Origin of the sequence: Nonomuraea sp. NPDC049141 (assembly GCF_040648415.1) — a bacterium.
Taxonomy (GTDB): Bacteria; Actinomycetota; Actinomycetes; order Streptosporangiales; family Streptosporangiaceae; genus Nonomuraea.
In genome coordinates, this window is record NZ_JBEZDR010000011.1 from 296,103 (window position 1) to 317,488 (window position 21,386).

The 21,386-nt window shown below is 71.2% G+C and carries 25 protein-coding genes and 1 pseudogene; 17 read left to right on the plus strand and 9 right to left on the minus strand.

The window, feature by feature from the left end:
• Positions 1 to 32: 32 nt before the first annotated feature.
• The 9 genes from AB0B91_RS32555 (at position 33) to AB0B91_RS32595 (ending at position 7,876) form a co-directional block, all read left to right on the plus strand.
• On the plus strand, positions 33 to 1,007 hold the full coding sequence (locus tag AB0B91_RS32555) for an ABC transporter substrate-binding protein (RefSeq protein WP_358327610.1): 975 nt from the start codon (positions 33 to 35) through the stop codon (positions 1,005 to 1,007).
• Entirely contained in the window at positions 1,000 to 1,986 is a 987-nt protein-coding gene (locus tag AB0B91_RS32560) for an ABC transporter substrate-binding protein (protein ID WP_358327612.1), read from the plus strand. Before AB0B91_RS32555 ends, AB0B91_RS32560 begins: the two co-directional genes overlap by 8 nt.
• On the plus strand, positions 1,983 to 2,804 hold the full coding sequence (locus AB0B91_RS32565; RefSeq protein WP_358327614.1) for an ABC transporter permease subunit: 822 nt from the start codon (positions 1,983 to 1,985) through the stop codon (positions 2,802 to 2,804). Before AB0B91_RS32560 ends, AB0B91_RS32565 begins: the two co-directional genes overlap by 4 nt.
• Positions 2,801 to 3,511, plus strand: coding sequence for an ABC transporter ATP-binding protein (locus AB0B91_RS32570; RefSeq protein WP_358327616.1), 711 nt, complete (start codon positions 2,801 to 2,803; stop codon positions 3,509 to 3,511). The genes AB0B91_RS32565 and AB0B91_RS32570 overlap by 4 nt, the downstream gene beginning before the upstream one ends.
• A gap of 68 nt (positions 3,512 to 3,579) precedes the next feature.
• Positions 3,580 to 4,077 (plus strand): NADPH-dependent FMN reductase, encoded by a 498-nt coding sequence (gene ssuE, locus AB0B91_RS32575; RefSeq protein ID WP_358327618.1) that lies wholly within the window; start codon positions 3,580 to 3,582, stop codon positions 4,075 to 4,077.
• A complete protein-coding gene (locus AB0B91_RS32580) occupies positions 4,077 to 4,868 on the plus strand; it encodes an LLM class flavin-dependent oxidoreductase (RefSeq protein ID WP_358327620.1) in 792 nt (263 codons plus the stop codon). The genes ssuE and AB0B91_RS32580 overlap by 1 nt, the downstream gene beginning before the upstream one ends.
• Positions 4,858 to 5,961, plus strand: a complete 1,104-nt coding sequence (locus AB0B91_RS32585) for an LLM class flavin-dependent oxidoreductase (protein WP_358327622.1) — start codon at positions 4,858 to 4,860, stop codon at positions 5,959 to 5,961. The genes AB0B91_RS32580 and AB0B91_RS32585 overlap by 11 nt, the downstream gene beginning before the upstream one ends.
• Positions 5,958 to 6,824: an ABC transporter substrate-binding protein gene (locus AB0B91_RS32590; protein ID WP_358327624.1), complete on the plus strand. Its 867-nt coding sequence runs from the start codon at positions 5,958 to 5,960 to the stop codon at positions 6,822 to 6,824. Before AB0B91_RS32585 ends, AB0B91_RS32590 begins: the two co-directional genes overlap by 4 nt.
• 32 nt (positions 6,825 to 6,856) lie before the next feature.
• On the plus strand, positions 6,857 to 7,876 hold the full coding sequence (locus tag AB0B91_RS32595) for an LLM class flavin-dependent oxidoreductase (protein ID WP_358327626.1): 1,020 nt from the start codon (positions 6,857 to 6,859) through the stop codon (positions 7,874 to 7,876).
• A 13-nt stretch (positions 7,877 to 7,889) separates the two neighbouring features.
• Here the strand turns inward: AB0B91_RS32595 and AB0B91_RS32600 are convergent, their stop codons facing one another.
• The 5 genes and pseudogenes from AB0B91_RS32600 to AB0B91_RS32620 all read right to left on the minus strand — a co-directional run.
• Positions 7,890 to 9,314 carry an MFS transporter gene (locus AB0B91_RS32600; protein WP_358327628.1) on the minus strand — a complete coding sequence of 475 codons (1,425 nt, stop codon included), beginning with the start codon at positions 9,312 to 9,314 and terminating at the stop codon, positions 7,890 to 7,892.
• Positions 9,311 to 10,984: an FAD/NAD(P)-binding protein gene (locus tag AB0B91_RS32605; RefSeq protein ID WP_358327630.1), complete on the minus strand. Its 1,674-nt coding sequence runs from the start codon at positions 10,982 to 10,984 to the stop codon at positions 9,311 to 9,313. The genes AB0B91_RS32600 and AB0B91_RS32605 overlap by 4 nt, the downstream gene beginning before the upstream one ends.
• Before the next feature lie 144 nt (positions 10,985 to 11,128).
• Positions 11,129 to 11,209: a putative leader peptide gene (locus AB0B91_RS32610; RefSeq protein WP_358327897.1), complete on the minus strand. Its 81-nt coding sequence runs from the start codon at positions 11,207 to 11,209 to the stop codon at positions 11,129 to 11,131.
• A gap of 25 nt (positions 11,210 to 11,234) precedes the next feature.
• A complete protein-coding gene (locus AB0B91_RS32615) occupies positions 11,235 to 11,924 on the minus strand; it encodes a transporter substrate-binding domain-containing protein (RefSeq protein WP_358327899.1) in 690 nt (229 codons plus the stop codon).
• A pseudogene (locus AB0B91_RS32620) lies at positions 11,904 to 12,149 on the minus strand (ATP-binding cassette domain-containing protein); the annotation flags it as partial. The pseudogene AB0B91_RS32620 and the gene AB0B91_RS32615, both read right to left, overlap by 21 nt.
• 34 nt (positions 12,150 to 12,183) lie before the next feature.
• On the opposite strand from AB0B91_RS32620, the gene AB0B91_RS32625 reads away from it, so the two are divergent.
• The 6 genes from AB0B91_RS32625 to AB0B91_RS32650 all read left to right on the plus strand — a co-directional run bounded on the left by AB0B91_RS32625 (position 12,184) and on the right by AB0B91_RS32650 (position 17,528).
• Complete coding sequence (locus tag AB0B91_RS32625) at positions 12,184 to 12,639, plus strand: LUD domain-containing protein (protein ID WP_358327631.1); 456 nt, start codon at positions 12,184 to 12,186, stop codon at positions 12,637 to 12,639.
• 102 nt (positions 12,640 to 12,741) lie between these two features.
• Positions 12,742 to 14,247, plus strand: coding sequence for an ABC transporter substrate-binding protein (locus tag AB0B91_RS32630; RefSeq protein ID WP_358327633.1), 1,506 nt, complete (start codon positions 12,742 to 12,744; stop codon positions 14,245 to 14,247).
• On the plus strand, positions 14,247 to 15,206 hold the full coding sequence (locus tag AB0B91_RS32635) for an ABC transporter permease (RefSeq protein WP_358327635.1): 960 nt from the start codon (positions 14,247 to 14,249) through the stop codon (positions 15,204 to 15,206). The genes AB0B91_RS32630 and AB0B91_RS32635 overlap by 1 nt, the downstream gene beginning before the upstream one ends.
• On the plus strand, positions 15,203 to 15,997 hold the full coding sequence (locus AB0B91_RS32640; protein ID WP_358327638.1) for an ABC transporter permease: 795 nt from the start codon (positions 15,203 to 15,205) through the stop codon (positions 15,995 to 15,997). The genes AB0B91_RS32635 and AB0B91_RS32640 overlap by 4 nt, the downstream gene beginning before the upstream one ends.
• Complete coding sequence (locus AB0B91_RS32645) at positions 15,994 to 16,785, plus strand: ABC transporter ATP-binding protein (protein WP_358327640.1); 792 nt, start codon at positions 15,994 to 15,996, stop codon at positions 16,783 to 16,785. Before AB0B91_RS32640 ends, AB0B91_RS32645 begins: the two co-directional genes overlap by 4 nt.
• The gene (locus AB0B91_RS32650; RefSeq protein ID WP_358327642.1) at positions 16,782 to 17,528 is read left to right on the plus strand and encodes an ABC transporter ATP-binding protein; all 747 of its coding nucleotides are present in this window, start codon (positions 16,782 to 16,784) and stop codon (positions 17,526 to 17,528) included. The genes AB0B91_RS32645 and AB0B91_RS32650 overlap by 4 nt, the downstream gene beginning before the upstream one ends.
• Before the next feature lie 11 nt (positions 17,529 to 17,539).
• Here AB0B91_RS32650 and AB0B91_RS32655 read toward each other — a convergent pair whose 3' ends face one another.
• The 4 genes from AB0B91_RS32655 to AB0B91_RS32670 form a co-directional block, all read right to left on the minus strand.
• Entirely contained in the window at positions 17,540 to 18,076 is a 537-nt protein-coding gene (locus tag AB0B91_RS32655; RefSeq protein WP_358327644.1) for an OsmC family protein, read from the minus strand.
• Between the two features lie 16 nt (positions 18,077 to 18,092).
• Positions 18,093 to 18,713, minus strand: a complete 621-nt coding sequence (locus AB0B91_RS32660) for a VOC family protein (protein ID WP_358327645.1) — start codon at positions 18,711 to 18,713, stop codon at positions 18,093 to 18,095.
• Positions 18,714 to 18,774: 61 nt separating this feature from the next.
• The gene (locus AB0B91_RS32665) at positions 18,775 to 19,686 is read right to left on the minus strand and encodes a glutathione S-transferase C-terminal domain-containing protein (RefSeq protein ID WP_358327647.1); all 912 of its coding nucleotides are present in this window, start codon (positions 19,684 to 19,686) and stop codon (positions 18,775 to 18,777) included.
• A gap of 14 nt (positions 19,687 to 19,700) precedes the next feature.
• On the minus strand, positions 19,701 to 20,213 hold the full coding sequence (locus tag AB0B91_RS32670) for a flavin reductase family protein (protein WP_358327650.1): 513 nt from the start codon (positions 20,211 to 20,213) through the stop codon (positions 19,701 to 19,703).
• Between the two features lie 428 nt (positions 20,214 to 20,641).
• Between AB0B91_RS32670 and AB0B91_RS32675 the strand changes: the two genes are divergently transcribed.
• Complete coding sequence (locus AB0B91_RS32675) at positions 20,642 to 20,971, plus strand: PadR family transcriptional regulator (protein WP_358327652.1); 330 nt, start codon at positions 20,642 to 20,644, stop codon at positions 20,969 to 20,971.
• A gap of 2 nt (positions 20,972 to 20,973) precedes the next feature.
• On the plus strand, positions 20,974 to 21,378 hold the full coding sequence (locus tag AB0B91_RS32680) for a DUF1048 domain-containing protein (RefSeq protein ID WP_358327654.1): 405 nt from the start codon (positions 20,974 to 20,976) through the stop codon (positions 21,376 to 21,378).
• Positions 21,379 to 21,386 lie beyond the last annotated feature (8 nt).

The window sequence follows — 21,386 nt, forward strand, 5'->3', positions numbered from 1 at the left end:
TTTCCTACCAATTTACTAGCAAACTCTCCCGCATGACCACAGCCGCACTCGACACCCTCTGGTTCACCCGCTGTCCCGTGCCGACCGCGACCGGCATCGCGGCCGACCAGGGCTGGCTGGCCGGGGAGTTCGCCGCCGACGGGATCGAGGTCAGGTCCCTGCAGGACGACGCGCCCGGCGTCCCCCGCGAGACGCACTACACCCACGCGCTGACCGGCCTGTTCCGCGAGGGCGGCAACGTGCCCGCGCTGTGGGCGCGCTCCCGCGGCGAGGCCACCCGGCTCATCGGACTCACCTGGATCGAGGAGCGGCAGGCCATCCTGGTGCGCGGCGGCACGGGCCTGGAGCGCCCCGAGCAGCTCAAAGGCCGGCGTCTGGCCGTACCTCGGCACCGCATCGCGATCGACTTCTGGCGGGCCATGGCGCTGCACGGCTTCCACGGCGCGCTGTCACTGGCCGGGCTCGGCCTGGGCGACGCGGAGCTGGTCGACGTCGAGGCCGAGCCGGGCGGTGGCCAGTGGGAGTCCGAACTGGCCGCGCTGGCCGCCGGCGACGTGGACGCGGTCTACGTCAAGGGCGCGCTCGCCGTCGAGGCCGCTCTGCGTCATGGCGCGGAGGTGGGAATCGACCTGGACGCCGTACCAGACCGGCGGGCGAGGATCAACAACGGCACCCCCCGTCCGATCACCGTGCACCAGCGGCTCCTGGACGAGCATCCCGACGTGGTCGCCCGCTTCCTGGGCGTCCTGCTGCGCGCCGCCGACTGGGCCACGGAGCATCCGGCGGAGGTGGCCAGGATCCTCGGCGCCGAGACCGGCGCGGGCACGGCGGGCGTGACCGCCGCCTACGTCCCCGGCGCCTCACTCCACCTCGACCTCTCCCCCGAACGTCTCGACCTGCTGGCCGAGCAGGAGCGTTTCCTGCGCGGCCACGGCTTCCTCGAATCACCCGTGGACGTCGCGGCCTGGGCCGATCACACCCCTTTGCAAGGAGTCACCGATGCGTAAGCTGCTGCTCGCCGTCCCCCTTGTCCTGCTGACAGCGGCCTGCGGCGGCACAACAGCCACCGGCGCGCAGGAGCAGGTCGTCGTCAGGATGGCGGACCCCGGCAACAGCGGCTTCCTGGCCGTCGCGAAGAAGGACGGCAGCCTGGACGCCGCCCTGGCCAAGGTCAACGCGAAGATCAAGTGGGCCGGCGACTTCTCCGTGTTCGCCCCGGCCGCCCAGGCGATCAACGCCGGCTCGCTCGACGTCGCCACCGGCTCGATCACCGCCGGGGTCACCGCCCTGGCCGTCAAACCCAGCTTCAAGATCTTCGCCACCGTGCCGCCCGACCTGGCGGGCGAGGGGATCGTGGTCAAGACGGGCTCGCCGATCAAGTCGGTCGCCGACCTGGCCGGGCGCAGCGTGGCCGTCGGCCACGGCGGCACCAGCGAGTATTTGCTGCTCAAGGCGCTGCAGACGTTCAAGGTCCCGGTGGACAAGGTCAAGCGCGTCTACCTGCCGCCGCCGCAGACCGCGCCGGTGTTCGGCTCGGGCAAGGTGGACGCGTGGTCGACGTTCTCCACGTTCCTCATCCCCGCCGTCACGGATCTGGACGCCCGGATCCTGGCCGACGGCGAGGCGATCAAGTCCGACAACTACGTGATCTACGTGGCCGCGAACAAGCTCCTCGACGAGCACCCGGAGGTGGTCAAGGCCCTGTTCGCGTTCATCCGTGACGGCAGCGCCAAGGAGATCGCCGATCCGGCCGCGTACCTGAACGTCTTCACCCAGGCGGGCCCGCAGGCCGTACAGGGCGCGCAGAAGGACCTGGTGGTGGACATCCAGAAGAAGGGCAAACCCGCTCAGGCGGTCACCGCTAGCGAGATCGCGAAATATCAGGACGTGGCGAAGTTCTTTCTCGACCAGAAGGTGCTCACCGCGCCGCTGGACGTCTCCCAGCACGTCGTGGACGTGACGACGCTCGGGAACCCGAAGCAATGAGCACGACCTTCGAAGGGCTCGTCGCGCCGAACCCGCCCCGCACCGCCGGGCGGCCGCCCGGGCTGACGTTCGCGCTGCGGATCATCGGCCCCGTGCTCCTGCTCGCGGCCTGGTACGCGGCCACAACGTCGGGCGCGCTCACCAAGGACGTGCTCGCCGGCCCCCAGGACGTCGTCGCGACCTTCGGCGAGCTGTGGGCGGACGGCCAGCTGCAGGAGGCGCTGCGCGTGTCGGTCACCAGGGCGGGCCTCGGCCTGGTGCTGGGCGCGTCCACCGGGCTGCTGCTCGGTGTCGTCTCCGGGTTCACCAGGCTGGGCGAGGAGCTGGTGGACTCCTCGATGCAGGCGCTGCGCGCCATCCCGTTCCTGGCGCTGACCTCGCTGTTCATCGTCTGGTTCGGCATCGAGGAGGCGTCCAAGATCCTGCTGATCGGGGTGGCCTGCACGTTCCCCATGTACGTCAACGTCTCCAGCGGCGTACGCAACGTGGACCGCAAGGTCGTCGAGGCGGCCCGCTCGTTCGGGCTCGGCCGCCTGGCGATCGCCCGCGAGGTGGTGCTGCCCGGCGCGCTGCCGTCGATCTTCGCCGGGCTGCGCCTGTCCACCACGCTGAGCGTGACCGCGCTCATCGCCGCCGAGGAGATCAACGTGACGGCCGGGCTCGGCTATCTCATGGCCAGGGCCACCGACTACCTGCGCACCGACATCCTGGCGCTGTGCGTGCTGCTGTACGCCGTGATCGGGCTGCTGGCCGACCTGGCGCTGCGGCTGGCCGAACGGGCCACGATGCCCTGGCGCAAGGCGGTGACGCTGCGATGAGCCTGGCCGTACGCACGACGGGGCTGCGCAAGGTCTTCGGCGAGCGCGCCGTGCTGGACGGGGTGGACCTGGAGGTGCGGCGCGGGGAGTTCCTGGCGCTGCTCGGCGCGAGCGGCACCGGCAAGACCACGCTGTTGCGCATTCTCGCCGGTCTGGACGCCGCGACCGGCGGAAGCGTGCTGGTGCCGCCGGTGCGCACGGTGGTGTTCCAGGAGCCGCGGCTCGTCCCCTCCAAGCGCGCCCTCGCCAACGTCATCATCGGGCAGGGCCGTGCCGCCCGGGCCAAAGGGCTGGCGGCGCTCGCCGAGGTGGGGCTGAGCGGGCACGCCGACGCCTGGCCCGCGACGCTGTCAGGGGGTGAGGCCCAGCGGGTGGCGCTGGCCAGGGCCCTGGTACGCGAGCCGGAGCTGCTCCTGCTCGACGAGCCGTTCGCCGCCCTTGACGCGCTGACCCGGTTGCACATGCAGGACCTGATCGCCGAGCTGTGCGCCCGGCACCGCCCTGCCGTGGTGCTGGTCACCCATGACGTCGAGGAGGCGATCCTGCTCGCCGACCGGATCGCGGTGCTGCGCGAAGGTCGGTTCGTCACCGACCTGACCGTGAGCCTGGATCGGCCGCGCGACCGCACCGACCAGGAGTTCGTCGAGCTGCGCCGCAGGCTCCTGGCCGACCTGGGCGTGGACACGCACGCCGGAGCGGCGCCGTGACGACACGCATCGACGCGGGCGCGGCGGCCTGCCGCCCGTCTCCGCTGAACCTCTAGGAAAGATGTGACATGACCGTCTTGTTCATCTCGGGGAGTCCCTCCGCCGTCTCACGTACCGGTCGCCTGCTCGACCATCTGGCCGGTCGGGTGGACCGGCCGGCCAGGGTCCTGCGGCTGCGCGAGCTGCCCGCCGAGGCGCTGTTGCGCGGCGACGCCGTCCACCCGGAGCTGGAGGAGGCCGCGCGCCAGGTGGCGGTGGCCGACGTGATCGTCGTCGCCACCCCTATTTACAAGGCCGCCTACACCGGCCTGCTGAAGGCCTTTCTGGACGTGCTGCCGCAGGGGGCCTTCGCCGGCAAGACGGTCGTGCCGGTGGCCACGGGCGGGACGGTCGCGCATCTGCTGGCCGTGGACTATGCCCTGCGCCCGGTGCTGAGCGTGCTGGGCGCGCGGCACGTCACGCGCGGGCTGTTCGTCCTGGACACGCAGATCGACCCGCTCGCCGAGGAGCTGCGCCCGCGCATCGACGCGCTCCTGGAAGAGCTGCCCCTGGCGGCGGTGGCGTGATGGCCCGCGACACCCCGAGCCCGCCCCGCTTCCATGTGATCCTGCCCACGAGGAGCCCCGTCCGTGCGGAGTTGCCCGCCTTCGTCAGCGACGTGCGCCCCGCGCTCGCCGACCCGGCCGGGCGGACCGCCGTGGCCGCCGACCTGGCCGGGCTCGCCGGCGCGCTGGTGCCCTTCGACCCCGGAGGGCAGGAGTCGCTGACCGTCGCGGCGAACGTCCTGCGCCGCACCCGCCACCTGCGCGTCGTCGCCGAGTTCCACCCCGGGGTCGCCACGCCCGTGTACGCGGCCAAGCTCTCGGCCTCCCTGCAGCGCTTCGCCGCCGGCCGGCTCGGCTGGCAGGTGGCGGTGGATCTGGACGCGGCCGTGGCCAGGGCGCAGGGCGACTTCCTGACCGGCGACGACCGTTACGCCCGCGCGGCGGAGTTCCTGACCGTCGCCAAGGGTGTCTGGCAGGGCGCCTTCGACTTCCACGGCGACTTCTACGAGGTGGCGGGGGGTGGTTTCGCGCCGCCGCTGTCGGCGCCGCCCTTCCCGGAGATGTACCTGTCGGGGACCTCGCCGCAGGCTCTGGCCCTGTCACGGCGCCACGCGGACGTGCACGTCTTCTCCGCCGACGACGATCTGGGCACGCTGATCCCCGAGCTGCCCGGTCTGCGGTACGGCCTGCGACTGCCCTCCCTCGACGCCGTCGGCGAGTACGCCGCGCGGGGTGTCACCGAGTTCTTCCTCCAGACCGAGGACGTCTACCACCTCGGCGAGCACGTGAAGGAGCGGTCTCTTGCCGGTTGACATCTACTGGCGCATCCACATGGAGGGCGACCAGCCCTCGCTGCGCCGCCGGGTCCGCAGCCGTGGCGGCTTCACCCCCGGCGGGACCGCGCCCGGCACGCGAGACGGCCTGGACGACGGCTACAGCCACGCCGACTACATGGCCGAGGTGGCAAGGGCCGCCGAGGAGTCGGGCTTCGTCGGCGGGCTGCTGCCGAACTTCCCGCACACCGACGACCCATGGGCGGCCGCCGCGACGCTGGCCCGCGAGACCACGTCCTACCGGTTCATGGTCGCCTTCCAGCCCGGCTTCCTGCATCCGGTGCAGGCCGCCCGGATGACGGCCACGCTCCAGCAGGCGACCGGCGGCCGGATCGTCTACAACGTCATCTCTGGCGGCGGCGGTCCCGCGCAGCTGTGGTGGGGCGACAAGGTGGACCACGACGACCGCTACGCCCGTACCTCCGAGTTCCTGGACGTGCTCAAAGGCGTCTGGGCGGGCGCCCACACCCACCACGGCCGCTTCTACCAGGTCGAGGACGCGGGACTGCCCGAGGAACTGGCGGGGCAGCCGTTCCCGGAGATCTTCTTCTCCGGCTCCTCCCCCGCCGCCATCGACGCCGCCGGCCGGCACGCCGACTACTACCTGTCGTGGCTGGAGCCGTTCGAGGCGCTGGCGGAGAAGTTCGACGCCGTGCGCGCGCACAGCGACACCCCGCCCCGGTTCGCCGTACGCGTGGACCTGCTCGCCCGCGAGAGCGAGGAGGAGGCGTGGGAGGAGATCAGGCAGGGCTGGCAGGCCCGCGCCGCCGGGGAGGGTCACGCCGGGCGGGGCGACTCGGTCGGTGTGCGGCGCAGCCGCTCCTTCCTCGCCGAGGCGGGTGACGACTACCGCCGTCTGGAGGCCGCGCCGAATGTGTGGGGTGGGTTCAGCGCGCTCCGCGACGGCCCCGCCTTCGGCCTGGTCGGCGACTACCACCAGGTGGCCGAACGCCTCGACCAGCTTCTCGACCTCGGCGTGGACGCCTTCATCCTGGCCGGGGTCCCCCATCTCGAAGAGGCCCGCCGTGTGGGCCGCCACGTGTTGCCGCTCTTGAAAGGACGCACCTCATGACCACCCGAGTCGGATTCTTCCCGCAGAACAACACGCTGTGGGTGGCCCGCCACCGCGACCTGCTGCCCGATGTGGAGTGGGTGGACCTGAACGCCCTGGGCCGGGGCGAGCGGGTCGATCCCACCAGGGCCCTGCCGTCCTCGCACGGAGACCACCTGTTCGACGGCGGGTACGACTTCATCGGCACCGGCTCCACTCCCCCGGTCACCGCCCAGGCCAAGGGGCACGACATCGTGTACGTGGCGATCTCCGGGCCCCGCGTCGAGAACGGGCGTCTGGTGGTCCGGGAGGACTCGCCGATCGGCTCGGTGGAGGAGCTGAAGGGCAAGAGGGTCGCGCTCGGCCACGGCTCATGGCAGACCACCCTGCTGTTGCTGGCACTGGAGCGGGCCGGGCTCGGCTGGGGTGACATCGTCCCCGTCGACGCCTACGGCAACGCCGCCGAACTGCTGGTCAACGGCGGCGTGGACGCCTGGGTGGGCTCGTATCCGTACCTGACGCCGGTCGAATCGCGCACCAGGACCCTCGTGGAGACGGACGGGCTGTTCAGCCACCGCTCGCTGTGGTTCACCCGCCGTGACTTCGCGCGGGAGCAGCCCGAGGAGCTGGCCAGGATCGTCGCCGCGCTGCAGCGGGCCGACCGGTGGACCGAGGAGCACCCGCGCGAGGCGGCGGCCCTGTTCGACGGCGACCTCGACGCGTGGGAGCACGCGCTGCGCACCCGGCCGTGGGGCCTGCATCCGGTGAGCGAGGAGTTCGTCGCCGAGCAACAGCACGCCGCCGACCTGTTCCACGCCAACGGGCTGATCCAGCGGAAGATCACCGTGGCGGACGCCGTACTCCCTGACGTCGCAATACCATGACTTTTCTGAACGTAGCCGAAGGAGTACCGCATATGCCGCTGCCCTCGCAACCGTTGCGCAAGCTGGGTTTCCTGACGATCGGGCTGTTCGACGAGGCTGATCCCGGCCGCGGCCACGAGTCGACGCTCGGCGTCATCGAGCTGGGTGAGCGGCTGGGTTTCGACAGCGCGTGGGTGCGGCACCGCCATCTGCAGTACGGCATCTCCTCACCGGTCGCCGTTCTGGCGGCGGCCTCACAGCGGACCAGCCGCATCGAGCTGGGCACGGCGGTCATCCCTGTGGGCTGGGAGAATCCGTTGCGTCTGGCCGAGGACCTGGCGACGGTGGACGTCCTGTCCGGAGGCCGGCTCAACCCGGGCGTCAGCGTCGGCCCGCCGATGCACTACGACCAGGTCAAGGACGCGCTCTATCCCGGCACCGGTGACCTTGAGGACTTCGGCTACGAACGCGTGCGGCGGCTGCTGAGCTTCGTCCGCGGCGAGCCGGCCACCGACTTCAGCGGGGTCGAGGGCTTCGAGGTCTTCTCCCATCGGGTCCAGCCCCACTCCCCCGGCCTCGGCAGCCGGATGTGGTACGGCGGCGGCAGCCTGCGCTCGGCCCGGTGGGCGGGCGAGAACGCCATGAACTTCCTGACCAGCAGTGTTGTGAAGGCGGAGAAGTCTGAGGAGTTCGCCGAGATTCAGCTCTCCCACATACGGGAGTTCCGCGCGCACCACCCCGACGGCGACCGCGCCCGCGTCTCCCAGGGGCTCGTGGTCATCCCCACCGACACGGCCTCGTCCGAGCAGCGCGCCAGGTACAAGGAGTTCGCCGAAAAGCGTACGCCCAGGACCGCCGTACCCCAGGGGCCGGCGCGGATGATGTTCGCGCCCGATCTCGTCGGCGACTCCGCCGAGATCGCCGAACGGCTCTACGCCCATGCCGCCTTCCAGGAGATCGACGAGGTCGCGTTCGCGCTGCCGTTCACGTTCGAGCATGAGGACTACGTACAGATCCTCACCGACATCGCCACCCGCCTCGGCCCTGAGCTGGGCTGGCGGCCCCGTCCCTAGACCGTCGACGGGCTCATCTTCTCGTCCGGGTCCCGAGGAGCGAGACGATCATCGCGGAGGCGGCGACGCCCGCGCAGGCGAGCGTCGCGTGTAAGTACGCCGGGCCGTACCCGCCGGGCTCGGCAGCGTTCAGGTAGACGCCCGACACCGCCGAGATGCAGATCGCGGCCGAGATGCGCTGCGCCATCTGAAGGATGCCGCCCGCCACTCCGGCCGCCTCCGGCGGCGCGTGCTGGAGCACCGACGCCTGGAGCGGCGCGATGACCAGCCCAGAGGCGGCGCCGGCGCACATGGCGCACACCCCCAGCAGCAGGGGCTGGCCGGCCCGAGGGGCGAGCAGACCGACGAGGCCGCTGGCCACCATGGCACAGGCCGACAGCGCGAGCCCCGCCGAGACCGTGTGGCGCCCGAAGCGCCGCGCCACGCGCCAGGCCAGCGCGGAACTCGCCGCCATGGCCGCCGCCGAGGGCAGCGTGACGGCCGCCGCCGCGATCGCCGACAGCCCGAGGCCCTCTTGCAGGAACATGACCAGGACCAGCGACGACGCCAGCCCGGAGCCGAAATATCCCATCGCCGTCACCGCCCCCGACGCGAACGGCAGCGAACGCATCAGCGCCGGATGCACCAGCGGCCGCCGACCGGAACGAGCGTAGCGCCGCTGCCACCACACGAACGCCCCGGCCGGCACAGACACCATGGCGGCCCAGAGGCCCCAGGCCGAGCCGGCCGAGGGCTGGACGAACGGCAGCATCATCGCCACCGTCAGACCGCCCATCAGCAGCAGGCCGACGACGTCGAGGTCCGGCGAGCCCACGCGGCCCCGCGCCGGAGGCAGGTGACGGGCCGCGAGCATCAGCGTGACCAGACCGAACGGCACCGCGAGAAGGAGGACGAGCCGCCAGCCCACGCCGGGTCCCGCGACCGCGATGACGGCCCCGCCGAGCGGCGGCCCGAGCCCGCCCGCCACGCCGCCGGTCACCGCGTACAGGCCGAGGGCGCGCGTCCTGGCGTGGCCGGTGAACACGTCCTGAATGGTGCCGATCATCTGGGAGTTGACCAGCCCGCCGCCGAGCCCTTGGAGCAGCCGCGCCGCGACGAGCGCCCACGGGTGAGGGGACGACCCGGCCAGCGCCGCTCCCAGCGTGAAGATCGCCACTCCGGCGAGGAAGAACGGCTTCCTGCCCCGGATGTCGCCGAGCCGCCCGCCGGGCACGAGGGCCAGGCCGAAGGCCAGGGAGTATCCGGCCACCATCCACTGCACCTGCGTGACGTCCGCGTGCAGCGAGTCGCGCAGCGCCGGGATGGCGATGTTCAGCACGGATTGGTCGAGCAAGGTGGTGAATCCGCCGGCGGCGCAGACGACCATCACCCGGCGCCCGGCGGGGTCGAAGCTCCTGGTCAACTCCGGCGGACTGGTGGCCGCGTTGGTGTTGGTCATGCGGCGGCGTGCAGCCAGGATCCGGCGACCTGGGCCAGCACGGTGCAGGCCAGCGCGTCAGCCTGTAGCAGCAGTTCCCCCGGGCCGCCGGGGCGGTCGAAACCGGGGGCGCCGCCGCCGGTCCAGGAGCCGAGGGCGAACCGGCGGTCGTGCACGGCGCCGGTCCGGGTCACCAGCCGCCGGTCCGGGAGACGCACGTCCAGCAGGCCCGCCGTCTCCCGGCACTCGCCGCCGGCGTACAGCCCGGCGATCAGGGGGTCGGAGCCGCGGCGCACGCCGGGCACGGGCCGCCGGGCCTCGAGAAGCGTTCGCGCCGCGGTGGAGCCGGGCACGGTGGGGCTGGTCGCGCGCCACGTTCCGGACTTTTCATCCTGGTGGATGCGCAGGTCGGCGCCCAGGAAGGTGACGATGCCCGCCCGGGCGAGCGCGCGCAGTTCGGCCTGGCGGGCGAGCGACGGGCCACCGGCGAGCAGGCCGACCAGCCCCTGGACCCAGGGGTCGTCCGCCAGGGTGGTGCGCGCGGAGAGCAGCCAGTGGATCATCGCCAGGTCGGCGCTGAAGGCCGGGTCGGCGCCCCGCTCCAGGTCGGCCGCGAGATAGCCGTGCATCCACCGCTGCAGACCGGCGAGGTCGCCGAAACGCATGCCGTGCAGCGGGCGTTCCAGCCGGTCGAGGCGCAGGCGGTCGGCGAAGCGCGGCACGGACTTGGTGACCAGGGCGCGCATCTCCTTGCCACCCCACTCGGCCGCCTCGAAGGCGCTCTCGAACGCGGTCCACGTCGTCCGGGTACGGCTTGGATGTCGGGTGAACAGCTCGTGGTAGTACGCGTACGCCAGTATCTTGGCCGCGTCCTGCCCCCCGCTGGTCGGGAGCCGTTCCAGGCCGGGAGGTGGGCCCGCGAGGCGGTAGCCGGGCCGGGCGTGGTGCGGCACGCCGCGTCGCGAGCCCACGTGCAGCAGCGGCTCGTGGCCGCTCGGCAGGTAGACCGGCTCACCCCGGTCTCCTTCGATGAACCGTCCGCCGCGTCCGACGGTGAGCAGCGCCACCAGGTCGGCGAACGCCCGTCCCGTGCCGCGCGCCAGCACCGGCCGACCGGCCGGGACGACGTCCGGATCGAGGTCGGCGGCATGACCGGCAGGCAGGTAGGCCAGCCCGTGCCGGGCGGCGAAGGCGATCTCCGCCGTCTCCGCCGTCGAGGGCGGCACCTCGGGCTGCCCGTGCGCCAGCACCACCGCGTCGGCCTCCAGCGACCCGCCGGTGGACAGCGCCACCCGTTGCCGTCCCGCCGACTCGGTGAGGCCGACCGCCCTGGCCTCGTGCACGCTTACACGGACATCGCCGGGTGCGAGGCGTACCGTGCGCTCGAACGCGTCCGCCAGATACCCGCCGACCTGGGACCGCGAGGCAGAGTGCCCGGACCCGCCACCGAGCCAGTCCGCCAGCGACGGACCCGCGCCATCGGGGAAGAGGGTGAGATCCTCGGTCGCCGAGTCGGCTTTCAGCGCGTCGGGCTGCCCGATCCGCCATCGGCGGCCCGCACCCGGCGGATACGGGTCCACGATGTGCAGGTCCAGCACACCTCCCCGGCCGATCCGCGCGGCGTTGGCGCAGATCCGCTCCATCAGGCACGTTCCGGCCGGACCCGCGCCGACCACCACGACCGCGCTCATGCGCGTCCTCCCCGCATATGTCGGTTCCCGCTGCCACTCAGGTCGTCGGACGCCGGGAAGAACGCACACCGGAGTCCGCGCCCGGATCGATCAAGACGGCCTGCCCTGCCGGAGATGCCGCCAGGATGCGTACAGGTGAGGCGGTCAGCGACACTGCGCGCTGGCGACGCGGGCGAAGTCCACGTGCGGGCGGGTCGTCAGGAGAAGACCGTGGATCATGAACATGAAGCTACCACATAATCGCTATTGCCTACTGGATATACATGGAATTAGGTTCCTGGCGAAGGCCACCCCGCTCCAACTCGCGCACGACGAGGCGGCCGAGCCCGGCCCCCCGGTGATGCGGACGCGTCCAGACGCGCTTGAGCTCGGCGGTCGCCGCGTCGTAGCGGCGGAACGCGCCGTGCGGCGGCGCGAACTCGGCCTCCGGATACCTCGCGAGCTCATCGTTGGAGCCGTAGCGAGAGGTGTACTCCAGGCCGTTGCCCTTCTTGGTCATGGCCGCGATGAGTCCCTGCAGGTCCGGCCCGGCACCGGAGAACGTGCCGACGATCCTGGATCCGCCGCTGACGGCGATGTTGTAGGCGATGGACGGGTTCGGGCCGAAGTACGCCTGGACGCGGCCGGACTTGAGCCCCAGCAGTACGTCGCCGTACTTCTCGTAGTAGAGGATCTCGACCGGCTTCAGCCCGGCGGCCTTGTTCTGCTTGTCCCAGTCGAGCAGGATCTTCTCCTGGTTCGTGCCGGAGCCCACCGAGACGCGCAGCCCGGCGATGTCGGCGGGCTTGGCGATCTTCTTGATCGGGCTTTTGTCGGGGACCTGCCAGCCGAGCTGGTCGATCCGGTATGTCGCGAAGTCGTAGGTATCCTTGCGTTCCTCGGTGACCGTGACGTTGTTGAAGACGATCTCGTACTTGGCGACGATGCGGCCGTCGTCCATGAAGACCACGGTGTCGGCCACCTCGCGGGCGAACCCGATCTCATGAGTGACCACGATCATCGTGGTGCCGCCGCGGGCGAGGTCCTTGATGACGTCCAGCACCTCCCCTACCAGCTCAGGGTCCAGCGCGGAGGTCGGCTCGTCGAACAGCAGCAGCTTGGGCTCCAGCGCCAGCGCCCTGGCGATGGCGACGCGCTGCTGCTGGCCGCCGGACAGCGTACGCGCGCTCGTCATCGAGCTCCTGCCGCGGGACCGGAGCGTGTTCACCACCTCCAGTGAGACCTTGCGGCTGTCCGGCATCGCCGCCGACATCGACGAGTCGGGTGACTTCGTGTCGGTCCGCGTGCGGGCCGGCGACCTCGGGAGCGACGTCGACGCCCATATCCGCCTGGGCGCCACTCCCGATGTGGTGGTCGGCAGCGTACACGCGGTGACGGAGGACGGGCGCCTGGTCGTCGCCTCCGCGAGCGGCAGTCAGCTCGCGCCGTACGCCTCCGGCGCCCGCAAGGTCATCTGGGTGGTCGGCGCCCAGAAGGTGGTCCCGGACCTGGAGACCGGCCTGCGCCGGGTGCGCTCCTACAGCCTGCCGCGGGAGGACCTCCGGCTGCGGGCGATCGGTCAGTCGTCCTTCATCGGCAAGATCCTCATCGTGGAACGCGAGGCCCTCCCGGAACGCGGCACCGTGGTGCTGGTCCGCGAGGAGATCGGCTTCTGACGGGCCGACGTCGAGGGGTGGGGTGGTCACCTATAATAAACCTTACCTACCGGATATACATAGAAGCGCCCCGCGTGGTGGCCGCTTTGCTCAGGAGTTACGTTGACCAGGAAGTTCGCCGGTGTCGCGGTCGCATTGGCCCTCGCTCTCGCCGCATGCGGATCGGGACCGGCGGCCGCGCCCCAGAAGGGCCCGAGCAGCGGCACGGCCGCCGCCACGATCGAGATCGGTTCCCTGTACGAACCGCAGAACCTCGACAACACGGGCGGCGGCGGCCAAGGCGTGACGGAGGCGTTCAACGGCAACGTCTACGAGGGCCTGTTCAAGCTCACCGACGCGGGCAAGGTGGAGAACCTCCTGGCGGAGAGCCAGGAGGTGTCCGGCGACGGCCTCACCTACACGTTCAAGCTGCGCCAAGGCGTGAAGTTCCACTCGGGCAAGGCGCTGACCGCCGCGGACGTGAAGCACAGCATCGAGCGGGTCACCGCCGAGGACTCCCAGTCGGCGCGCAAGAGCCAGCTCGAGGTGATCAAGTCCGTGGCCGCGCCCGACGACCGCACCGTGGTGGTCACGCTGGCGAGCAGGTCGATCTCCCTGGTGTACAACCTCAGCTACGTGTCGATCGTCAACGCCGACGCCAAGAACCTGGCGACGGGCGAAGACGGCACGGGACCGTACAAGCTGGGGGCTTGGAAGCGCGGCTCCACGCTCAGCCTCGAGCCCTTCCCCGGCTACTGGGGGCCGCGGCCGGCCAACGGCGGCGTGGTGTTCCACTACTTCACCGAGGCCACCGCGCTCAACAACGCGTTGCTGACCGGCGCCGTGGACATCGTCACCAGCGAGCAGAGCCCGGACGCGCTGAGCCAGTTCACCGGCAACGCCGACTACAAGGTCAGCGAGGGCCACTCCACGACCAAGCTGCTGCTCGCCTTCAACGACAGGAAGGCGCCGTTCGACAAGCCGCTGGTGCGCAAGGCCGTCTCCGCCGCGATCGACGACGCCAAGCTGCTGGAGTCGATCTGGGCGGGCCACGGCAGCCTGATCGGCTCGATGGTGCCGCCCACGGACCCGTGGTACGAGGACCTGACCTCGATCGACCCGTACGACGTGGAACTGGCCAAGCGGCAGCTCGCCGAGGCGGGGTACGCGAAGGGCTTCCGCTTCACCCTCGACACGCCCAACTACGACCCGCACCCGACGGCGGCCACGTTCATCAAGAGCGAGCTGGCCAAGGTCGGCATCACCGTCGACATCAACGTGATCACCGCCGACGAGTGGTACAGCAAGGTGTTCAAGAACCACGACTTCGCCGCCACCTTGCAGGAGCACGTCAACGACCGCGACGTGGTCTGGTACGGCAATCCGGACTTCTACTGGGGTTACGACAACAAGCAGGTCACCGAGTGGATCAAGCAGGCGGAGCAGGCGAAGGCCGCCGAGGAGCAGACCGGGCTGCTGAAGAAGGCCAACAGGCAGATCGCCGAGGACGCGGCCAGTGACTGGCTCTACCTGTATCCGCAGATCGTCGTGGCCTCGTCGAAGCTGTCGGGCTATCCGGTCAACGGCCTGAACTCGCAGTTCTACGCGTACGGGATCAAGAAGGGCTGATGGCGCGCTACCTGCTGCGCCGCACCGCCTTCCTGCTGGGTTCGCTGCTGCTGGCGGCCTCGCTGCTGTTCGTGCTGCTGCGGCTGCTGCCCGGCGATCCGTCGAACGCGTTGCTGCCCATGGGCGCGACGCCGGAGCAGATCGCGTCGGCGCGCCGCCAGACCGGCTCGGACCTGCCGCTGCCCGCGCAGTACGCCGCCTGGCTGGGCGGGCTCGTCCGGCTCGACCTTGGCACCTCCTACGTCAGCAGGCTGCCGGTCGGGGGCGAGATCGCCGCCCGGCTGGCGGTCACCGTGCCGCTGACGCTGCTGGCCTTCGTCCTGGCCGTGGCGGTGGCGGTGCCGGTCGGCTTCCTGGCCGCCCGTCGGGCCGGGCGCTGGTACGGGCCGCTGCTCAGCGGGTTCGCGCAGTTCGGCATCGCGGTGCCGGTGTTCTGGATCGGCATGCTGCTGGTGACGGTGTTCGCGCTGCGGCTTCGGCTGCTGCCGGCTGGCGGGTTCCCGCGCGAGGACTGGGCCGAGCCGGGTCGCGCGCTGGCGGCGCTGGTGCTGCCGGTCGTCACCATCGCGCTGGTCATGTCGGCCTCGCTCATCAGGTACGTCCGCTCGGCCACGCTGGACGTGCTGGGCAGCGACCACCTGCGTACCGCGCGGGCGCTGGGCGAGTCGTTCGCCGGCGCGATGTGGCGGCACGGCCTGCGCAGCGCGGCGGCGCCCGTCATCTCGATCCTCGGCATCGAGCTGGCCACCACGTTCCTCGGCGCGGTGGTGGTGGAGAGCGTGTTCGCGTTGCCAGGGCTCGGCGCCCTGCTGGTCAAGGGCATCGCCGAGCACGACTATCCGGTGATCCAGGGCGTGCTCGCGGTCAGCACGTTCGCGGTCCTGGTGATCGGGTTCGCCGCCGACGTGGCGCAACGCCTGGTCGATCCCCGCCTGCGCACCCGGCTGGGGCGGCCGTGAAGGGGTTCGTCGCGGGTTGTGTGCTGGTCGGGGTGGTGCTCGCCGTGGCCGCCGTGTCGCTGGTGTGGCTGCCGTACGATCCGGCCGACACCTCGGGCGGCCGGCTGGTGCCGCCGGGCGGAGCGCACCTGCTGGGCACCGACAAGCTGGGCCGTGATCTGTTCACCCACCTCATGATCGGCGCCCGCATCGCGCTGACGGCCGGGGCCGGGTCCGTGCTGCTCGGGGGTGTACTCGGGGTGGCGGCGGGGCTGGCCGCCGGGTTCGCGACGCGGTGGCTGGACGACGCGCTGGCGGCGGCGCTCGACGCGCTCATCGCCTTCCCGACGCTGCTGCTGGCCATGCTGGTGGTGGCGGTGCGCGAGGCGTCGCTCGGCTCGGCGGTGCTGGCGATCGGGCTGGCCATGTCGGCGGTGGTGGCCCGTTTGACCAGGATCCTGGTCAAACGGGTGCTCGCGCAGGACTACATCACGGCGGCCCGCACGTCGGGCAGCTCGTGGCCCCGGGTGATCGTCGAGCATGTGCTGCCGAACATCTGGCCGACGCTCCTGGTCAACCTGGCCCTCCAGTTCGGTCTGGCGGTGCTGGCCGAGGCGTCGCTGTCCTACCTCGGCCTCGGCCCGCCCCCGCCGAACGCCTCCTGGGGCCGGCTGCTGCACGAGGCCCAGGCCACCGTGCTCACCGCGCCGGTCGGCGCCATAGCGCCGGGCATACTGCTGGTCGTGCTCGTCGTCGGCGTGAACCTGGTCGCCGACGGCCTGCGCGACCTCGCACCGGGGAGGAGCCGATGACGCTACTGGACGTCGACGACCTGTCGGTGCGCCGGGCCGACGGCCACGAGCTGCTCCACGGCCTGTCGTTCACGCTGGCGCCCGGCGAGCGGCTGGGCCTGATCGGCGAATCCGGCTCGGGCAAGTCGCTGACCGCGCTGGCCGTTCTGAGCCTGCTTCCCGCGGGCCTGACCGCGCAGGGCAGCGTGCTGGTGTCCGGTACGCAGGTCGTCGGCGCGGCGGACCGGCGGCTGGACCGCGTCCGCGGCCGGGCCGTGAGCGCGGTGTTCCAGGAGCCGCTCATGGCGCTGGACCCGCTGATGCGCATCGGCAGGCAGGTCGCCGGGCCCATCCGGCGCCGGCGCGGACTGCGGGGCGCGGCGTTGCGGACCGCCGTCCTGACGGCGTTGGAGGAGGTACGCCTGCCGGAACGGATCGCGAGCGCGTACCCGCACGAGGTCTCCGGCGGCCAGCGGCAGCGCGCGGCCATCGCCATGGCGCTGGCCTGTGAGCCGGACCTGCTGATCGCCGACGAGCCGACCACGGCGCTCGACGTGAGCGTGCAGGCCGACGTGCTGGCGCTGCTCGACGGCCTGGTCACCGAGAAGGGGATGGCGCTGCTGTTCATCGGCCACGACCTCGCCGTGGTCGCCGGCGTGGCGGACCGGTTGATCGTACTCAGGGACGGCTCGGCGGTGGAGTCGGGAAGGACGGAGGACATCGTGAGGGAGCCGCGGCACACCTACACGCGGTCGCTGGTGGACAGCGCGTGGGAGTTCGAGGCCGAGCTCGATCGGCTGGCGCCGTGACCATCCTGGAGACCCGGTCGGCCGGGTACGCCTACCGGGGCGGAGCGCCTGTGCTCTCCGACGTCTCGGTCGCCGTGTCGCCGGGGCGCAATCTGGCGCTGGTGGGCGAGTCGGGCGCGGGCAAGACGACGCTGCTGCGGCTGCTGCTGGGCCTGGCCAGGCCGAGCAGCGGCGAGGTGCTCTTCGACGGCCGTCCCCTGCGCCCGGACCGCGAGTTCCGGCGCAGCGTCCAGCCGGTGTTCCAGGATCCGTACTCCTCGCTGGATCCCCGGCAACGGGTGGACCGCATCGTGTCGGAGCCGCTGCGCGCGATGCGGATCGGCGCCCGCGACGAGATCGGCGACCGGGTGGTGCGGACGCTGCGGGCCGTCGGCCTGCCCGCGGACGCCGCCCGCCGCTATCCGCACGAGTTCTCCGGCGGACAGCGGCAGCGCATTGCGATCGCCAGGGCCATCGTGTGCGAGCCGCGGATCCTGCTGGCCGACGAGCCAGTCAGCGCGCTGGACGTCACCACCCGCGTGCGCCTGGTGGAGTTGCTGCGCGAGCTGAACACCGCCAGGGACCTGACGGTGGTGATGGTCTCGCACGACCTGGCCGTGGTCGCCGCCCTGTGCGACGAGATCGCCGTACTCGACCGGGGGCGGATCGTGGAGCGGGGGGCGAGCGCCGACGTACTCGGCTCGCCGGGCCATCCCCACACACGCCGGCTCGTCGCGAGCGTGCCACGGCTGCGCCGGAGCTGACCACGTGGGCGTCAGCTGACGGCTGCCGAGCTTCGTCGGGTCCGGACCACCGTTCCGCTGACCGGCTGTGGATTGCGGATCAGGTTGAGTATCGGGCACACCCGCTCCACCTCGGCGTGCAGTCTGGCCAGGTCATCGTCCGCGGCGGGCGAGTCGATCAGCACCTCGTAGCGGAAGTTGTGCGGGTGGACCGGGATGCCGCTGTCGCCCGGCTGCTGGGCTCGAGGGTCGTACTCGGCGTGCACGTCCACCTCGAGCGCGTCGATCGGCACCGCCAGTTCGGCCGCCTTGATGAGGAAGATGTGGGTGACGCAACTGCCGAGCACACCGGCCTGGAGCTCGGGGGAAGTGGGGCCGAGGTCGTAGCCGGCGAAGTCGGGGCCGCTGTCGCTGATGATCTGGAAGTCGCGGATCCTGACCCGCCGGATTCCGCTGCGGCCCTCGGCGGTGACGTGGGCGTGCAGCGGGACCGGTCCGGCGGCTGGCGCCTGCCGGCGGGCCAGCAGGGCCGTGCGCTTGTGCGACAGGTACTCGCGTAGGGTGCTCATGGTCTTCTCTTCCTGGTCAGCGCAGGGCCACGGGGCCGAGTGGGGTGTCGATCACGGCGCGCAGCACCGTTTCGGGTCCTTGTGAGATGTCGAGCCGGACGCCGAGGGCGGCCAGGTCGCCCCGCAGCGCGTCCGGGGCCGGGTGCACGACGGAGAAGGAGGTCAGGCTCACCAGAGGCAGGTCCGAGTCCGCCGGGTGGGGTGTGGCGCCCCAGTCGATGAGGAACGGCACCGGCCTGACCGCCGCCGGGTCCGCACGCCGGGTGAGCCGCCACTCCAGCAGCTCGCCCGCCGGGGTGCGCCTGGACAGAGGTTGTACGTCGCCGGGGTCGTAGCCCTGCTCGCGGGCCCGCCGCACCGCCTTGTCGAGGTCGTCCGGGCGTACGGCCCAGGCGGCGAGCCGCGGCTCGGTGAGGGTTTCCAGGCCGAAGGCCCGCGGCCGTACGGACGCCTCAGGGTCGGGCCCGATGATCTCCAGGTAGGAGGTGGGGCCGAAGCGGACGAGGTGATTGGCGGTGCCTCCAGGATGGCTGCCTCCGGCCACCGGGCGGACTCCGGTTCGCTCGGCGAACTCGGCGACTCCCGCGGCGAGGTCGGGCACCGCGTACACGAGGTGGTCGAGCTGTGGTTCTGTCACTGGTCCGCCTTCAGGGTGGTTCGCCGAGCGAGAGCATGAGCCGGGTGGGGTTGCTTGCGCGTCATAGCCCCCGCCCGTGCGGCGCGTCCCACGTCGCCGGCAGGCCCTCGGTCGTCTCCCGGAAGGCGGGGCGCTGGTACAGGTCGCGGGCGTACGGCCAGAGGTGTTCGAAGTCGGACAGCTCCCGCTCACTGATGAGGTGGCCGCGGTTGTCACCGGAGTCGAACCTGGCCAGGGTCACCCACAGCCGCACGTCCGCCTCGGTGATCGTGTCGCCGGTCAGGAACCGCCGCTCGGCCAGGCGTTCGTCCAGCCGCTCCAGCGCGGAGACGACCCGGTGGCGCTCCTGCTCGCGCTCGTCCTCGGTAGCGGCGCGGGCCACGCGGGAGACGCCGGTGTTGACGTCGAAGTAGATCCACCCGTTCAGCTTGTTGATCTCCGGGCGCAGCTTGCCGGGATAGAGGTCGACGGAGGTGTCGGCCCACTGCTCGAACTGGGTGGCCAGGTCGATCGTGATGTCGGGGAAGTTGTTGCTGACGATCGCGCCGGTCCGCCGGTCCCAGAGGACGGGGACCGAGATGTGGCCGCCGTACCCCTTCTCAGTCGCCTCGTAGGCCTGCTCCAGCAGGGTGAAGCCGTTGACCGGGTCGGCGCCGCGGTGCTCCCTGAACGCCCATCCGCGGCCGTCGCGGTCGTCGTCCACGTACGACAGTGTGACCACGTCCTCCAGTCCTTTGAGCTTGCGGACGATGGCGGCGCGGTGGGCGTACGGGCAGACCCAGGCGAGGTAGAGGTGGTAGCGGCCGGGTTCGGCGCGGAAGCCGCTGGAGCCGTCGGCGGTGATCCGGCCCTGGAACGGGTAGACCGGACGGTTCCAGTCCGGCGACAGGTGCAGCCGGCCCGGGCCGTAGTGGCCGTACGCGGCGAGGTCGACAGGGGTCGCGTAGAGCGCCGTCTGCGTGGAGATGGACACGGGTCCTCCGGGGTTCAGGAGTCGGGGTGGGCCAGGAAGCGGCCGAAGCGGCCCTGGTGGTAGAGCAGCGGGCGGCCGGGCCGCTGCACGTCCGCCTCGGCGACCAGGCCGACCACCAGGATGTGGTCGCCGACCACGGCCCGCTCGTAGGGCAGGCAGACAAGGTGCGCCGAGACGTCCTGCAGCAACGGAGCGCCCAGCGGTCCGGGGCGCCAGCGGGTGGGCGCGGCGAACCGGTCGATGCTCTTGCGGGCGAAGCGGGCCGCCAGCTCGGCCTGGTCGCTGGTCAGGATGTTGACCGCGAAGTGGTCGGCGCCGCTCAACTGGGGCCAGGTGGTCGAGGAACGGTCCACGTAGAAGGAGACCAAGGGCGGCTCCAGGCTGACCGAGGAGAAGGACGTGGCGGTGAGGCCCACGGGAATGCCGTCGCTCTGCGCGGTGATGACCACGACGCCGCTGGCGTGCACGGCGAGTGCCCGCCTGAACTGGTCGGCTGCGATGGCCCGATCGGGCAGTGTGTCGGTCATGCGGGTGTCCCGTTCCGGTGCGGGCGGCCGGCGGGGTGGCCGGATGTGGGTGATTGCATGATCACGAGAAGGTTCCTCACGGAGAAGGCATGCTCACGCGGCTGCCGGGGCGCCGCGGAGAAGAGGAGTCGGCGGCGGCGTGGGCGGCGCCCGCCACGCCAGGAGCACGAGGGTGGGATGCGGCGGCTACGGGTCCGTGATCAACGACACTGCGCGCTGGCGACGTGGCAGAAATCCACGTGAGAGCGCCTGGTCAGCAGAAAGCCCTGGCTCATACCAACGAAACTAAGCCGCGATCCCCCAATAAGTCAATATTTCCTACTGGTTTATAGGGTAATTAGCGCGGCTATTCGGTGTCGCTAGCTACTGGTAGTCAGTGTTACCGTCTACTGGTAGTTAGCATTACTGGGTAGCCGAAGGTGGCGTACATGGGCAAGCTGGCGACGGAGCTGCTCAAGGGAACGCTGGAGGGCATCGTCCTGGCGATCCTGTCCAGCCGGCCCGCGTACGGCTACGAGATCACGGCGTGGCTGCGAGATCAGGGCTTCTCCGACATCGCCGAGGGCACCATCTACGCGCTGCTGGTCAGGATCGAGCAGCGCGGCTTCGTCGACGTGCAGAAGGTCCCGTCGGAGAAGGGACCGCCGCGCAAGGTGTACACCCTCAACGCCCAGGGCCAGGAATATCTCGCCGAATTCTGGAGGACCTGGAGCTTCCTCGCAGAACGGCTCGAACAGCTCCGCGAAGGAGGCAAGTAGCCATGACCACAGGGCCGGGCGAGCCGAAGAGGCGCTACCTGCAGTATTTGGAGGCGGTCACAGGGTCGCTCGAGGAGAAGAAGCGCTGGCGGCAGTACAAGGCGCGCATCAAAGAGCTTCCCGAGAACTATCGCACGGCGGTCGAAGCGCTGGAGCGCTACCTGATGCACTTCGGACCGGGGGACGACGTGGTTTCGATGCACGAGGACCTCGCCGATCTGTTCGAGCAGAGCGCGACGGACGGCACCCCGATCCGCGAGATCGTCGGGCAAGACCCCGTGGAGTTCGTCGAGGCGTTTCTCGCGAACTACCCGGAGGGCCAGTGGATCCGCCGGGAGCGTCGATCGGGATGCACGCCGGCACGACTTTCCTCCTGTCGACGGGCGGCGTCATCGCCCTCCTGCTGAACCTCATA